This window comes from Gilvimarinus sp. 2_MG-2023 (assembly GCF_030547685.1).
Lineage (GTDB): Bacteria > Pseudomonadota > Gammaproteobacteria > Pseudomonadales > Cellvibrionaceae > Gilvimarinus.
In genome coordinates this window covers 25318-40936 of sequence record NZ_JAUOQM010000034.1, presented here as the reverse complement: position 1 = coordinate 40936, position 15619 = coordinate 25318, and the positions used below count along the sequence as shown (strand labels likewise).

Genomic DNA, 15619 nt, shown 5'->3' with positions numbered 1-15619 from the left:
AGGGCTGGCCCGGAATATCCGGGCCGGTTACGTGCAAATACCTAGAGCTAGAAATCGTCGAAATCGTCCAGGTCGCCACCAAAGCTATCTTCCACCTCGCCGTCATTGATCAAGTATTCACGGCGCTGTAAATAAATATCGCGATACAATGCGTATTTATCGGAACCAATATCCTGCTCCAGCGATAATAGGCCCGCACGGGTATCCAACAACTCAATCGCTTTGATCTCGTAACTGGTTCGCGTGTGCCCCACATAGGTTTTGGGGTCAGTTACCCAGTCTATCGGCATGCCAGCTGCATCGCGCAGGGTGCGAGGCCCCAGTACCGGCAACATCAAATAAGGGCCATTGGGCACACCCCATTTAGCCAGCGTTTGACCAAAATCCTCGCCCTCGGTGCGCGGTATTCCCATATGGGAAGCCACGTCAAACAACCCGGCAACCCCCAAAGTGGTGTTAATGAAAAAGCGCCCGGTATCTTTACCGGCACGACCAAACTTGCCCTGTAAGATGCTGTTAAACACATTGGGGACTTCCTTCAGGTTGCCAAAAAAGTTACCCACCCCCAACTGAACCGGCTCGGGGGTTATCGTCTCATACCCCACCGCAACCGGACGGACAACGTAGGTATCGGCGACATCGTTAAAAGCGAAAATAGCGCGATTGAAGCCCTCCCACGGGTCCCTTTCATCCGAAGCTTGCGCCATAGGCGCGAGTATCGCCAACATCCAACATGTCATTACTATTCGTAGAGAGTTCACGGTGTTTTCCTATTGATGCCGGAGAAACGAAAGTGTGCCTAGGCGCCCTTTCGCTGAATGAAGAAACGTCCACATAGTAGCGAATTCACTAGAAGACTGTCCAGAGTGTCGATACGCAGAGGAATTTACCCGTGGGGGTTAAGTGTTATTGCGAGGTGCAATGATACTCAACTGTCAGCACTAAGCCATCTGAGCCGTACTGAACGAGCTGACGCTGTATCTCGGCTTTTAAGGGTTGGCAAAGTTGGGCCGCACGCTGCAGTAGCTGAAACCGCTGCTGGGTATAGCCCAACCCGTCGCTAACCGGAGTACTCGCCAGACGAGCAGAGTGTGCCGGCTGGGCTTGAGCTTGAGTGTCTGGCGCAGGGGCCGATGACGATGCTTGCTGTTGCGAGGGCTCTTTGTCCTGCGCCTGAGTTCGGCCCGACAACAACTTATTTAGGCCTTGGTCACTGTAATCGCAGTCGCCGATACGATTGACCGCATCAAAACTATCGGCCAAGTCCACCGCCGGCTCGCACGGCTCTTGTGCCAGAGCCGTTAGCGACCAGACGCTTAGCCATATAAGCCCGCAAACCAAGCAATAGCGCTTGAGCACTAAAACTTCATCTCCATACCGACACCGACGTAGTCATCATCCCGACCGTTGTCATCTTCATTGTGAGTGGCATAGACAAAGGCTTTGGTCGATTTGCTGAGTTTATAATCACCGCCGACACTTAAGGTTTCGCGACCTTCTTTTTCGATATCAGACTGGCCGTATTGACTCTTAAGAATCCACTTATCGGTCAGTTTCCACTGTACCGAGCCGAAGTAACCATCGCCGTCGCCCGTCTCCCCATCGAAAGACTCGTACAGTGCCCCGAGCTGAACACTACCCAAAGTGTAGGCCCCTACCAAACGGTATAAATCGGTAGCGCCTTTATTGTCTTCTACATCCTGATCAATGGCAGCCGCCAGATATAGTGCATCTTGTTTATACGCCAGCGACGCCGACACGCCGGCATCGCTATCAGTCTCTTCCGTGATGTAAGCGACTTTAGCGGTAAAGGGCCCGATGGAGCCCGGAGAGACATACTGCACAATATTCTTAACCCGGTTGTCACCGGTAACAATATTTTTAATGTCACCCTCAAGGTTATCAAACAGATCCACTTTGCCCTGAGCTTTCTTGGTCGGCGTATCAAAATTACCGGCCATTAATGTGCCCGCGGAGGTTTTAAGCCCAAGATAGATATTGCGCTGGGTAAAGGTTTGGCCCGAGCTGTCGCCATCATCGATCTCGGTTCCGTATTCGAACTGATAGATCACCTCGATCCCTTCGCTGATTTCTTCACTGCCCATCACACCGATTCGCGAAGCGTTACTGACCAGCTGCAGCTCGGACTCCCCGCTCTCATCGGCATGCTGTAAAGCAACATTGCCCTTACCATAGACAGTGACAGCCTGAGTAGGCTGCGCCAATGAAACAGCCAAAAGACCCAGAGCCAGAAAATGACGTTGCATTTGATTTCCTCTTTCGGCACCAAATGACAAATTGGTGACTATTTGATGAACCTAAGATGACATATTAATGACAGCGCGTATCTTGCTTGCCAATTATTACAATTATATTACAGAAATCAGAGTTCATTAGATTTATTCAATAGCGGGATTTTGGCGCCACATAATTTATGTTTCACACATTAATATAGAAGGTAAATCAAGGGTTTGCCCGATTTCCTACTCAATAGTAGCGGCCCAAGAGGGAAATTTATATGGCTCGAGGCCAGAGAATATCGCACTGATAAAGCTGCTCCAGCAGATCAGAGCCAAACTTTAACAACTGGGAAGGCGTGGGATACTGCATTTCATCAACCAGTTGCAACAGTGCTTCACGTCCGGTGCGCTCACCGCTTTGCAACAACTTAATCAAGCGAACAGTGACCGCATTGCTCAACATAAACGCCACCTTATCGGACCTGTCGCGGTAAACCAGCAAAAAAGTGGGGGCTTCGGGAGGGGTTTCCGGCTGGTAATCGGGCCCGATCTGATGCACCGGGTAGCGATAACTCAAACACCAAAGCAGTGGTGACACCTCCAACACCTGCTCCAGCAATTGAGCGTGCACAGGCTTGGCGGGTAACTCTCCAGGCGCCACATCCAGGGCCAGCTCCACCCACTCGTAGTGGGCTAACTCCAGCATAAAATCGGGGTAACGCCCACTGGGCTCGAACTCCCGCTGCAAGAATTGTAAAAACTCTTGGCTGATTTCCAAAAAGTAGGGGCTGAGGCTGCGGTGATGGCGCACAAAATCCCGAACCAAAGCGTGCCAGAGCTCATCGTTCAGTATGTCTCTTAATACCGGAAATCCACCGGCAATAAAACCTTCGATGTTGTTGTAGATTAAATCCCGGTAGATGGCCACGCGGCGGTCTTCCATACCCGCCGGTGCTAGATGTTGCCCGGGGTCGCGCAAATGATCACTCAGCGTTTGCTGCACTTGTTGAAAATCACTCACGCACAAGCTCTCCATGTGTCCTGTCGGTTGCGCTTAGGTAAGGCGCTTGAATACGACGAATCTCGGCCACTTCTTGCAGCAGTACGGGCATAGGTGGAATATTAAAGTCTCGCTCCAGCAAGGTGGCTACTGGGCCTGCCTGCTGATAGAACGTATCTAGCAACTGCCAGGCTTCTCGCTCAACGGGGGCGCCATGGGTATCAACCCGCAGATCTTCGGCTTCGTGGTAGTGACCGGCAATATGGGCGTAGGCGACTCGCTCCAAGGGCAGTGAATGCAAAAATTGCCGGGCATCGTAACCGTGGTTAACACTGTTGACGATGATATTATTAACATCCAACAACAGGCTGCAATCGGCTTTTGTCAGCACTAGGTTAATAAAGTCGCTTTCCGACATTTCTGCCCCCGGCGCACAATAATAGGAGGCATTTTCAATGGCGATACGCTGGCCGAGAATATCCTGCGCTCGTAGTATACGTTCGGCTACATAACCGGCCGCTTTTTCGGTAAAGGGAATGGGTAAAAGATCATACAACTGACCATCATCACTGCAAAAGCTTAAATGCTCAGAATAGCCGTGGATGCCATGCTCGCGCATAAAGTGCTTAACGGCGTAGAGTAACTCTTCGTTCAGTGGGTCGCGCGAGCCGATAGAGAGCGACAAACCGTGGCAAACAAAGGGGAAGCGTTCGGTATAGCGACGAAACTGTTTACCAAGCCGCCCACCTACCCCAATCCAATTCTCAGGCGCCACCTCCATAAAGGCGATATCCGCTGTATCGGTCTCGGCCAGAGGCGTTAATAAGTTCCGGCGCAGGCCCAAGCCCGCGCCGGTAATGTCAAAGTGATGACCAGACATTAGTGACCACAGGTGCCTTCTTTGTCGGCTTTTTCACCACCACATTTACCTTCTGTGTCGGCTTTAGCTTCACCACATTTGCCTTCGCCGCATTTACCTTCGCTCTCAGCTTTCTCTTCGCCGCATTTGCCTTCACGGTCGGCTTTCTCTTCCCCGCACTTACCTTCACCACACTTGCCCTCGGCATCGGCTAATTTATAGCCCGACTGCAGAGTCTCGGCGGCAAAAGGGTTTTCAGCAGCCGTCGCTACCGAGGTCATTGCGGCACTTGCCATAAACGCTGCGCCAACCGCAGCTGCCATAGGGGCTTTAAAGTTTTTATTCATTTGACCATCTCCATGTATTTAAAGGGTTCGTGCTGCAGCTCAAACCGACATCCTGTATGAGCTGCACACTGACTATAGAGGATCAAAGAGGAAAATTGTTACAACTCGCCCACGGTTTTATAAAATAAGCTCTCGTTTTTGCCTCAAAAGGCAAGCGGCTAGGTGCCAATCTCTTGCCAGAGCTTGTTGAGGCGCTTACCAGAAACGGGCAAGCGAGTCTTTAACGTCTGAGCAAATAGTGACACGCGCAGCTCTTCAATCGACCAGCGATACTGCGCCAAGAGCGGATTTTCGTGCAATTGGTAGTCGCCATTTTTGCTCAGGTATTCCTCTAAGCGACCCTCGTGCACCTCGATTTCCGCCATTTGCACTCGATCTTTCTGGGCGTTAAGCACAACTTTTTCCAGCCGCACCTGTATCGCCTCAAGGTAGCGTGGGTACTGGCAAAACCAGTCGTAAGGAGTATTAAAGACTATTTTTGGATAAAACAGCCCATCCAACTGGCGACTGACATCACCGGCCGCGAGTGCCATGGTCAGTGCATTTTTACTCTGTTTTAACTGCTTTTTAATCGCCACCACCCGCGCCAGCGATTGAACTAAAATATCCGCTAACGCTTGGCTTCGCTCTACCAGCTCTGGCTTTACCTTAGCAACGGCAGCGGCAAAAGCTTGCTCATCTCGGGGCAGCTCGCCGCCTGCCAGCCCCAGCTGGCAGGCGGCGGCCATGCAAATATCGTCAACCACGGCATCGCGTTTGCCCAGCTGCACCACCGTTAGCCCCAGCTCTTTACCTTTCAGTAGCTCTTTGTTGAGGTACTTAACCGTCTCGCGGCACTCCAGTAAAATTAGCCGACTGACACCTGCCAATGATTGGTAATGCGCTTGGCGCGGATTATCCAGCACTTCCATTGCGGCGGAATCGGCTTTGTCCACCAACGTCGGGTAGGCTCTGATACTGATACCTTTGCGTTTCAGCTCAACCGTTTCCGGCAATTGTAAGTCCCACTGGGTAATCCCTTCGCGAGTCATATCATCGGCGGCGTCGCGTATATTGCTTTGCACTTTTTCTTTGTAGCTTGCCCGCAACTCGGATAGATCGCGACTGGCAGCGATGGCTTTGCCACGATCATCCACCACCCGAATATTGAAGCGGAAAAAATCTTCTATATTCGCCTGCTGCCAGTCGGATTCTTTAACCTCTACCAGAGTTTGGCGTTTTAACTGATGCGACAGCGCCTCAATTAGGGGGACATTATCCACCGCCATAGCACTGAGCGCTTTGTCCACCACATCAGGCACGGGCACAAAGTGTTTGCGCAGCGATTTTGGCAAGCTCTTTAATAAATCGATGCACTTGTCGCGCAACATGCCCGGCACCAGCCAATCCAATCGATGCTCTGGCAACTCGTGTAACAAGCTCATGGGGACATTAACGGTCACTCCATCATCACAATGCCCGGGTTCGAAATGGTAAGTTAACGGGAAGCGCATCCCCTGCCATTCAAGTTCATCGGGAAACTGAGCTTCACTGATATCCTGCACGGTGCGCTGCATTAAGCGTTCGCGCGGGATTTTTAGTACATCGGCTTGTTTTTCTTCGGCCTGTTTGCGCCAATTTTCGAAGCCGGCGCGATTGATCACATCGCCAGGAATGCGTTCATCGTAAAATTGAAAGACGGTTTCGTCTTCGGCCAAAATATCGCGCCGGCGCGACTTTGCCTCAAGCGCTTCTAACTCTTCGATCAGCTTTTGATTGTGACGATAAAAATCCGGTGCCTTTTGGCCACGTTTAACGTACCGCCCTTCCACCAGGGCGGCCCGGATAAACACTTCGCGGCACTCAACCGGGTTGATTTGGCTGTAGTTAACCCGCTGTCTCTCAACCAGTGTTAACCCATATAAGCTGACTTTTTCAAACGCTTTTACCTGGCCGGACTTAACATCGTAATGCGGTTCAAAGTGGTTGCGTTTTACCAAGTGTTTTGCCGCCTCAAGCAGCCACTCGGGTTCGACTTTAGCGACGTCGTGCGCAAACAGCTGCGAGGTTTCCATCAATTGCGCCGCCACCATCCACTTGGGACGTTTTTTATTTTGGGAGGAACCTGGGAAAATCGAAAATTTTCGGTTGCGCGCACCGAGGTATTCTCGTCCCTCGTTATGAAAACCTATATTGCCCAGTAAGCCTGTCACCATCGACTGGTGCACCGAGGCGTAATCGGCGGCCTCTTTGTTGAACTTGAGCCCTAACTTTTGTCCGGTTAACTTCAACTGGCGATGTATATCCCGCCATTCACGCAGGCGCAGGTAAGACAAAAACTCTTTCTTGCACAACTTGCGCAATTGATTTTGCGACAACGCCTGACGCTGCTCTTCATAGTAGCGCCACAAATTGACGTAACCGACAAAGTCAGAGTTTTCATCCCAAAATCGGCGGTGCATTTGATCCGCGGCTTGCTGCTTTTCCGCCGGTCGCTCGCGCGGGTCTTGAATCGACAGGGCGCTGACAATAATCAAGACTTCATCCAGTGCGCCTAAATCACTGGCGGCCAGCAGCATTCGCGCCAGCGTTGGGTCCACACTCAGCTGTGCCAGGCGCCTGCCATCGGCTGTTACGCGCTGCTTGCCGTCCACTGCGTGGAGCTCTTGCAACAGCTTAAAACCGTCGTTAATGAGGCGTGAGTCCGGTGCATCGACAAATGGAAACTTATGAATATCACCGATTTTAAGCTGCAGCATTTGCAAAATAACCGCGGCCAGATTGGTGCGCAGGATTTCGGCGTCGGTAAACTCGGGGCGCCCGAGGAAATCCTCTTCGCTGTATAGCCGCACACAGATGCCGTCGCTGACCCGGCCACAGCGCCCTTTACGTTGATTGGCACTGGCCTGGGAGATTGGTTCTATCGGCAGGCGCTGCACTTTAGTGCGCACGCTGTAGCGGCTAATCCGCGCCACGCCGGTGTCAATCACATAGCGAATACCGGGCACGGTGATAGAGGTTTCTGCCACATTAGTGGCGAGTACAATCCGCCGCCCTTTGTGGCTGGAGAAGACACGGTTTTGCTCGGCCAGGCTCAGACGGGCGTAAAAGGGAAGCACTTCGAAGTGACGAAAATCGGCATGGCGCAAACGTTTTGCCGCCTCGCGAATATCCCGCTCGCCACTTAAAAAGACCAGTATATCGCCGCCCCGCCCTTTGCCGGTTTTTCGCTCGTGCTGGTCGATTTCACTGATGGCGTCGATAATGGCCTGGTGGCTGTCGTTGTCTTCGCTATCGCTGTCGATCATGGGGCGATACCAAACATCCACCGGATAAGTACGGCCCGACACCTCAATCACAGGTGCGTTATTAAAGTGCTCAGAGAAGCGCTCGACGTCAATAGTCGCCGAGGTAATAATCAGTTTTAAGTCGGGCCTTTTGGGCAGCAGCTGCTTGAGATAACCCAACAAAAAATCGATATTGAGACTGCGCTCGTGCGCCTCATCGATGATCAATGTGTCGTAACGATTGAGCATCGGGTCTTGTTGGATTTCAGCCAGCAAGATCCCGTCGGTCATGACTTTAATCAGTGACGTCTCGGTCGTCTGTTCGGTGAAGCGAACTTGGTAGCCCACCATTTCACCGAGATTTGAGCCCAACTCCTCGGCGACCCGTGCACCTACGGTTTGCGCCGCAATACGTCGGGGCTGAGTGTGGCCAATCATGCCTTTGACGCCCAATCCCAGCTGCAGACATATTTTGGGCAGCTGGGTGGTTTTACCCGAACCTGTCTCACCGGCTAGAACCACCACCTGATGATCGCGAATGAGCTCGGCAATGTCATCTCGTTTACCGCTGACAGGTAAATTCTCAGGAAATTCAATACTTTGGGGAACAGCTTGAGCGCGCGCCTGTACCAACTGGCAGGAAACTGCCCACTCTTGTTGCCAGCGGTCGATCATCTGATCCACGGGCTTGCCCTGCTTTTCACGCTGGCGAATATCCTGCGCTTTGCGCTTAAGGCGAAACACATCCCGCAGCATTACTTGCTCTAGCGGACGATCGAGATTAAGGGGTAATTCTGACATACACTCTCCAATTACAGGGCCGCTATTGTACCCTGTTATCGGATCTTTGATGAGTGGCAGCGGTTGCGTAAAGCAGTAAGAACACACTCCATGCCCCAAACAAAAACGGCCCGGCGTCTAAGACACCGGGCCGCAGGGTATAACCGCTAAAGCATTACTCTTCCAAAAGCGAGCGTAGCATCCAGGCGGTTTTTTCGTGCAGCTGAATGCGCTGGGTTAATAAGTCGCCGGTGGCCTCGTCACTGGCCTTATCCACTGTTGGGTAGAGGGCACGTGCCGTTTTCACCACAGATTCTTGGCCTGCCACCAGGTTGGCAATCATTTCTTTAGCGCTGGGCACACCTTCCTCTTCTTTAATCGAAGAGAGCTCAGCATAGGCCTTGTAGGTGCCAGGTGCCGGGTAACCTAACGAGCGAATTCGCTCAGCCAAATCGTCCACAGCAATAGCAAGTTCAGTGTATTGAGTTTCAAACATGGTGTGCAGCGTCTGAAACATGGGACCTGTCACATTCCAGTGGTAGTTATGGGTTTTTAGGTACAAGGTGTAGGTGTCTGCCAAAACCCGCGCCAAGCCCTCGGCCAGTTCTTTGCGATCTGCTTGTTTGATACCTATATCAATATCCATGTGTTCTCCTTTACTGCGTTATTCACGAGGTATGAATGCATAATAACAATCTCGCTCAAGGTTAAGACAATCAATAATCTAAATAGTCGCTATAAATATACAATATGGCTGCTGCAGGTGATTTCAAGGTACCACTAGAATTACTTGACTTGCAGTGCCACCTCACCCTGGTCAAATACAATAAACTCACCCGGCTGCATCTTGCTCCACCGTTCGTTATTGGTTAACGGCTGGGTGGCAATAACTGTCACTATGTCTTTATCAGTGGTGTGTTCACCAAAATCCACCGCCATTTCGGCATCGCTGAGCTGCGCCTCACCAAAGGGCGCGCGGCGAGTCACCCAATGCAGCTTAGTAGAACAATAGGCGTAAAGATAGCGACCTTCGCTGAATAGTAAATTGGCTACTCCGCGGCTATGCAAATGGTCACACCAGCGCTTTAATTGCTGCCAGTACGCGGGGCGGTCTTGCTCAATAATCTTTGGCTCAGAAAAGTGTTGTTTAATACTGCCAAGTAACCAACAAAATGCACGTTCGCTGTCAGTTGTCCCCACGGGGATAAAATCGCCCAGCGCTAGCTCATTGGGGTTAGCGAGCTGGCCATTGTGGGCAAAGGTCCAGTTCTGCCCCCACAGTTCGCGCACAAACGGATGGGTGTTCTCCAAACATACCGAGCCTACATTCGCCTCGCGGATATGGCTGATGGCAATACAGCTTTTCATGGGAAAACGGCTCACCAACTTGGCAATTTCGGACTCGACGCTAGGTGCACTGTCACGAAAGGCACGGATGCCTTTGCCTTCGTAAAATACCACTCCCCAACCATCGCGGTGGGGGCCGGTGCCACCGCCGCGTTGCAGCAACCCAGTAAAGCTAAAACATAGGTCGGTGGGGACATTGGCTGACATTCCCAGCAATTCACACACAGTCTGTTCCTCGTTCAATCACAGCAGGCGGCCCCGAAACCCAATAAAATAAAGCTTTTGCCGTTAGCTCGATAGCGACAATAAGGGTCGGCCACCACCTTGGGCACTTCAGAGGGTAGCATTTCGCAAAACCCAAGACCGAGATAAAACTCTCGCAAATAATCCAAGGCGTAGCAATATAGTGGTTGAATCTGAGGATCTTGCAAAATGGATTGCATTAATTGGCGGGCATAACCGCGGCCGCGCAAGCTGGGGGCAATGGTTAAATTGCGCAATAAAAAAGCGTTATCGGCTAACGGCAGAATTCGAGCCGCCCCTACCCAAGCGGATTCGTCATCGCTGAGCGTGTATACATGATCAAGCTTGCCGCACTTGGCTTTTTCGCCCCACTGCCGGTAACAGCGCGAGATCGCCGGATAGCAATCCCGCTCGGCTTTAGTGGCATACATTAGGGCTTGCTGTCTGGGTCATTATCCAGCTCGTCCATAGGGATATCGCCAGCGTTGTTTTTAGTATCATCAACTGGAAACATTTCATCCGAGTCCGGTGCGCTAACGGACAGAGCATCTAAAGCGGCCAGAGGATCGTCATCATCCACGGCGGGGGCCGGTTTAGTAGCAGCCTGAGGCGTTGTTTCAGGCTTATCTTCGCCCTCAAGGTTTTGCTGTAGCGCTTGTTCAAATTCATCCAGTTCGCTTTGCACATCTTTCGTACTGAACTGGCGATAAACAAAATAAACCATGGCCGCCAATAACACATTGCCACCAGCTATAGCCAGGATCATTAGCCAATCGGTTCCGCCCTCTTCGCGGTCTTCTTCAGGCTTACTGTCTGAATCAATTTGGCTTGTTGCAGCGGCCTGTACTTGAGGGGCACTTGAGCTACTTGCAGATAAACTGGAGGATTCACTGTCAGCAGATTGCTCTTCGGGCAACGTGGGCTCAGGTTGATTCGTTTCTGCGGCTAGTGCTTTTTTCTCTTCGGCCAGCAACTGCTTCAACGCTTGTATTTCTTTATCCGCCTCGGTCAGGATCGGGTCGCCTTGCTCCGGGTAGGTGAAATACAAACTGGGCAGGTTTTCGTCAAACGCATTGCCATCGGCATCCTCACCGCTGGCCTGTAGGTCTATGGCATAACGGGCGACTTCATCCGCAGTAACACTAAACACCCAGCGACCGATATCGGTTTGACTTAAGGTTTCCAACTCACTGTTGCCGCCTGAGGTTTTAACATGAGCCACCACGGCGGAAAGCTCGGTATTTATCAGGTTCGGATCACCTCTTACCACAATATCGTAGTGAACTTGATCGTTTTCAATGCGCTTATCCATTTGCACATCAAACAAAGAATCAACTTTGACACGGTGTTTAAATTCGCGAGCAAAGGTCTTGCCATCGACCACAATGGTGAGATCAAAATCGCCACGCTGTTTAAACTTTGGTATGGTTTCGGTGAAGACTCCCCCCGCCGGAATTGGGTCGGTGGGCAAAGGTAGCTGCCAACGCCCAGGCTCGCCAACTGGCGTGATTTCGGCTCGGGCGGTTAGTAGGTTTAAGAAGTCGGGGTCAGTGATGACCTCACCTTTTTCATACAAACCAAATTCGACGGGCAGTTCGTTACCGGCGATGACATTATTGGGTAACTCGGCTACTCGCAATTCCAAGTCGCTGACAACGGTCACTCTATTTTGTGGTGTCTCATCGGCCACTACTTGCCATTGGCCGGTTTTGGGGTTATGCACCGTAATCAGATCGTAACTGTCGGCGCCGTACCAAGACACCGTATTGGGGTGTTGGGCACTGTTAATTTTATTACCCGCCGGATCAATTAGTTGCGTAGGGCTCGAGTCGGGCTGGCGAAAAATCAGCGCCGTGAATTCATCCACCGAGCTGTCGACCTGAAAGCGGTTATCGGATAGCGGCAGACGCTTGGCCGGTACAGCCTGATCAAACATCAGCAAGTAGGACTGCATTAGCTCATCCGCTGTTTCCGCCACCGAATATACCCCATCGGTGGTACGCGACAACTGCTGCAATAATTCTGTATCAGCGTCGTTAGACAGCGCGATGGTATGGATGGTAAAGCCTTTGCGTTTTAATTCGGGCAGTAATTCAGAGAGGATACGTTGGCGCTCTTGCGCATTGCGGCTGGCCTTTTTATCGATATCGACTTTGCCGTCCGTCAGTAACACCAGACTGCTCATACCTGACTTGGGGGCAACGGCAGAGGCCTTTTCCAGCGCCTCGCCAATATTGGTAAATAACCCTACCGAATTGATTTGGCCGGTTTTATTTTGCGCTTGCTGGCGCCAAGCATCGTCGACCGAGTCGAACGGCACCAACATATTGACCTGCCGACCAAAACTCCAAACACCGGCTTGAGTGTCCTCTGGTAGCAATTTAACCATCAGTTCGAGCGCTGGGATACGCAAGTTATTGGGGTCAGTTTGTTTCATACTGCCGGAAATATCCACCAGTAGCCTGACATCCGCGGGTACACTGTCTTGCGCCTGAACAGACAGTGGAGCCATCAAAACCCACAGAGTCGCCAGTATTATTATTCGTATACCCATATCATCCTCAATTCAATAAAACCCTTATACCACTTATAGCAGTGTGCTGAATTTGTGCAATGGTGTTATGAGGGATGCTCCGTCGCCTCACGGGTGTGTGCGTGCTTGCGACGAGCAACTCGACGGCCGCTTAACAGTAAATAGATCAGAGAAACCAACAGTGCCCCAATCCAAATAAGTGCCAAAGTCACCGCAGCATCAAGCCCCGCTTCTACCCCCTGAAACAAACTATTTAACACTGCTACAAAAAGCGCTGGTGCATAGGCATCGGGCTGTTCAGCCAAGTTTAGACTAAAGGGGGTAAAGACCAGAACCGCGTAGGAGACTAGTAAGAAATGTTGCCAGTAGCGCGATAAAGGCCGGGTGATTCGCCAGCCAAACAAGCCCAATAAGACGCCTGCTGCCAAGTACACCAGCCACGCCGTGGTTAATTTTTCCATGTCAGATTACCCAGTGAATAATATGTTCTTCAAGATCTTCGTCTGCCACTTGTTGCGCCGTCTGAACATGACCGGCCACGGACATACCGGCTTTTAAAGTCGAGTCCGGATCACCGCTGACCAATGGGTGCCAATCGGGCAGCGGTTGCCCACCCGCTAACAATCGGTAGGCACAAGTTGTCGGTAACCATTGAACGGTTTTTAGGTCGTCCAGGGTGAGCACCATGCACTCTGGCACGCGTTCTTGCCGGTGTGGGTAATCACTGCATTGACATTGTTCGGCATCGAACAGCTGGCAGGCAACATCGGTATAAAACACCTCTCCGGTGTCTTCATCTTCCAGTTTGTGCAAACAGCATTTACCGCAGCCATCGCAAAGCTGCTCCCACTGTGAGTGCGACATTTCGGCCAGGCTTTTACTCTGCCAAAAAACCTGATCGGCCATCAGTAGAGCTTAGAATTTTTCACGGCCACCGCCTGTGCTTCTTCACTTGCGATTGTGGCTGGCGGCAGCTGTAGAAAATATCCGGCCTCTTGCAGTGCTGCCATTACTTTGGTGATATCAGCATTGGCCAGCTTACGCTTTTCGTCCAGCATTAATACCATGGCAGGTTCTGCCCGGCCAAAGCGGTTCATCAACGCCTCAGGCACTTTGCTCAGACCCTCTTCTTTTTTACAGTAGAGGTACATACCACTGTCTTTCGTGCTGCGGTATATCTGACAAATGATTTTCATTGCACTTCCTCTACCTGTCGCTGGGCAACATCCAGTAAATCGCGGGCAAACAATGCCGCTCGCCAACCATTGAGCCGCCCGGGCAGTTCAGGTTGACCGGCCGCCACCGCGCGAATAATTTGCTCGTACTCTTTTTTCCGAATCAATACTTCAATCGGTATGGCTTCGCGTTCCGCCCGGTCTTTAACCCATGCTTTTAGTTGTTTCATGGCGGCGCCATATTCGCGCCCCAAAGGCGGAGTCATACGTGCGGGCAATTCGGACTCGGGCAGTGCACAGCCTTGGGCGATAATATCCAATAATTGTTCACCATCATCGAGCAGCGTGCGTTTAGGGATACCGTCAATGCGCTCTAGCTGCGACAGGCTATCGGGTAAGCGACGAGCCATTTCAAACAGTGGCTGCTCTTTAAGCAAACGATTACGCGGCAGATCGCGCTTGCGAGCCTCGCACTCACGCCACTGGGCCAATAGTTGTAGCACTGCCACACTGCGCTCGGCTAGCTTCCAGCCCATGCCTATTTTTTCATAGGCTAGTGACGGGTTAAGGGGAGTACGAGCATTGTTAATCAATGCTTCGCAGTCCGATTGCACCCAGCTCAAGCGGTTATTCTGTTTCAGAGCCTGCAAAAGCTTGCCGTACACAATTAACAAATGAGCGACATCCAATGCGGCGTATTTTTTTTGCGCCACGCTGAGTGGACGCGCCAACCAGTCGGAGCGGGTTTCACCCTTGGGGATATCCACGCCCAACATTTCACGGGCAAGATTGGCATAACCTAAAGAAAAGCCATAACCGGCAAAAGCCGCGGCTATTTGCGTATCAAACAAAGGGGTGGGCAAAGCAGACATGGAGACATTAAAAACTTCCAGATCTTCCGAGCAAGCATGCAGCACCTTAACCACGTTTTCGTTACGCCACAGCTCGGCCAAGGGCGATAGGTCTTTAATGGCCACCGGATCAATTAAATAGCAGCCGTTACCATCGCCTACCTGAATTAAACCGGCAATAGGATAGTAGGTATCGCTGCGCATAAACTCAGTATCCACCGCGATAGCAGCTTGAGTAGACCAGCGCTGACAAAGCTCGCGCAACGTTTGTTCACTCTCGACCCAAATAGGTTCTGTTGGTATTTGCATATATGTCTTAATGATCTGCGTGCCGAGCAAGTCGCTGAGCACACATAGATTTATCGAATGGCGCGGCGACTTGAGAACGCATGAGCCAAAGTGCCGCCGTCAATATATTCTAGCTCACCCCCCAAGGGGACACCGTGGGCAATGCGCGATACGGTTACGCCGGCTCGCTGAGCTTTTTCGCTGATATAAAACGCTGTCGCTTCACCTTCAATGGTCGGGTTAGTCGCCAGAATAATTTCTTCAATAGGCTCTTGGTCAATCAGGGTTAATAACTGATCGATACCAATATCCTCAGGGCCAACACCATCAATGGGCGATAAGTGGCCGAGCAGTACAAAATATTTACCTTGATAACTACCCGCCTGTTCAATCGCCAATACATCGGCCGGAGTTTCTACCACACACAATAGAGAACTATCGCGGCGGCTATTGGCGCACACACCGCATAGCGGCTGTTCGGTAAGCGTACGACAGCGCTGGCAGCGTTTAACCCCTTCGACCGAACGCACCAGGCAATCGGCCAATTTTAAAGCGCCTTCGCGGTCGTGCTCCAGCAATTGCATGGCCATGCGCTGGGCCGACTTGGGGCCGACACTGGGCAGGCAACGCAGCGCGGCCATAAGTTCATCAATCAGTGGGCTAAACATTCTGTGATTCTTTTCCCCGAAC

The 15619-nt window shown here is 51.5% G+C and carries 16 protein-coding genes; all 16 read right to left on the bottom strand.

The features are described from left to right. Nucleotides 1-47: 47 nt before the first annotated feature. Nucleotides 48-740, bottom strand: a complete 693-nt coding sequence (locus Q4526_RS07125; RefSeq protein WP_303609571.1) for a VacJ family lipoprotein — start codon at nt 738-740, stop codon at nt 48-50. Between the two features lie 166 nt (nt 741-906). After that, nucleotides 907-1359, bottom strand: coding sequence for a hypothetical protein (locus Q4526_RS07120; protein ID WP_215976315.1), 453 nt, complete (start codon nt 1357-1359; stop codon nt 907-909). Then, nucleotides 1359-2267, bottom strand: coding sequence for a porin (locus Q4526_RS07115; RefSeq protein ID WP_215976314.1), 909 nt, complete (start codon nt 2265-2267; stop codon nt 1359-1361). Before Q4526_RS07115 ends, Q4526_RS07120 begins: the two co-directional genes overlap by 1 nt. Nucleotides 2268-2514: 247 nt before the next feature. Beyond that, the gene (locus tag Q4526_RS07110; protein ID WP_303609570.1) at nt 2515-3261 is read right to left on the bottom strand and encodes a DUF2063 domain-containing protein; all 747 of its coding nucleotides are present in this window, start codon (nt 3259-3261) and stop codon (nt 2515-2517) included. After that, nucleotides 3254-4120 carry a DUF692 domain-containing protein gene (locus Q4526_RS07105; protein ID WP_215976312.1) on the bottom strand — a complete coding sequence of 289 codons (867 nt, stop codon included), beginning with the start codon at nt 4118-4120 and terminating at the stop codon, nt 3254-3256. The genes Q4526_RS07110 and Q4526_RS07105 overlap by 8 nt, the downstream gene beginning before the upstream one ends. Further along, nucleotides 4120-4446 carry a hypothetical protein gene (locus Q4526_RS07100; RefSeq protein ID WP_215976311.1) on the bottom strand — a complete coding sequence of 109 codons (327 nt, stop codon included), beginning with the start codon at nt 4444-4446 and terminating at the stop codon, nt 4120-4122. The genes Q4526_RS07105 and Q4526_RS07100 overlap by 1 nt, the downstream gene beginning before the upstream one ends. 158 nt (nt 4447-4604) lie before the next feature. Further along, the gene (hrpA, locus tag Q4526_RS07095) at nt 4605-8513 is read right to left on the bottom strand and encodes an ATP-dependent RNA helicase HrpA (protein ID WP_215976310.1); all 3909 of its coding nucleotides are present in this window, start codon (nt 8511-8513) and stop codon (nt 4605-4607) included. 154 nt (nt 8514-8667) lie between these two features. Continuing rightward, nucleotides 8668-9138: a Dps family protein gene (locus Q4526_RS07090; protein WP_215976309.1), complete on the bottom strand. Its 471-nt coding sequence runs from the start codon at nt 9136-9138 to the stop codon at nt 8668-8670. Nucleotides 9139-9278: 140 nt separating this feature from the next. Further along, nucleotides 9279-10064, bottom strand: a complete 786-nt coding sequence (locus Q4526_RS07085) for a class II glutamine amidotransferase (protein WP_303604505.1) — start codon at nt 10062-10064, stop codon at nt 9279-9281. Between the two features lie 14 nt (nt 10065-10078). Then, nucleotides 10079-10513, bottom strand: a complete 435-nt coding sequence (locus Q4526_RS07080; protein WP_215976308.1) for a GNAT family N-acetyltransferase — start codon at nt 10511-10513, stop codon at nt 10079-10081. Then, nucleotides 10513-12636 (bottom strand): VWA domain-containing protein, encoded by a 2124-nt coding sequence (locus Q4526_RS07075; protein ID WP_215976307.1) that lies wholly within the window; start codon nt 12634-12636, stop codon nt 10513-10515. The genes Q4526_RS07080 and Q4526_RS07075 overlap by 1 nt, the downstream gene beginning before the upstream one ends. Before the next feature lie 65 nt (nt 12637-12701). After that, nucleotides 12702-13076 carry a hypothetical protein gene (locus Q4526_RS07070; RefSeq protein ID WP_215976306.1) on the bottom strand — a complete coding sequence of 125 codons (375 nt, stop codon included), beginning with the start codon at nt 13074-13076 and terminating at the stop codon, nt 12702-12704. Nucleotide 13077: 1 nt separating this feature from the next. After that, a complete protein-coding gene (locus Q4526_RS07065) occupies nt 13078-13521 on the bottom strand; it encodes a YcgN family cysteine cluster protein (protein WP_215976305.1) in 444 nt (147 codons plus the stop codon). Then, nucleotides 13521-13811 (bottom strand): YcgL domain-containing protein, encoded by a 291-nt coding sequence (locus tag Q4526_RS07060; protein WP_215976304.1) that lies wholly within the window; start codon nt 13809-13811, stop codon nt 13521-13523. The genes Q4526_RS07065 and Q4526_RS07060 overlap by 1 nt, the downstream gene beginning before the upstream one ends. Further along, nucleotides 13808-14950, bottom strand: a complete 1143-nt coding sequence (gene rnd / locus Q4526_RS07055; protein WP_215976303.1) for a ribonuclease D — start codon at nt 14948-14950, stop codon at nt 13808-13810. The genes Q4526_RS07060 and rnd overlap by 4 nt, the downstream gene beginning before the upstream one ends. A gap of 50 nt (nt 14951-15000) precedes the next feature. Further along, nucleotides 15001-15597 (bottom strand): recombination mediator RecR, encoded by a 597-nt coding sequence (gene recR / locus Q4526_RS07050; RefSeq protein WP_215976302.1) that lies wholly within the window; start codon nt 15595-15597, stop codon nt 15001-15003. Nucleotides 15598-15619 lie beyond the last annotated feature (22 nt).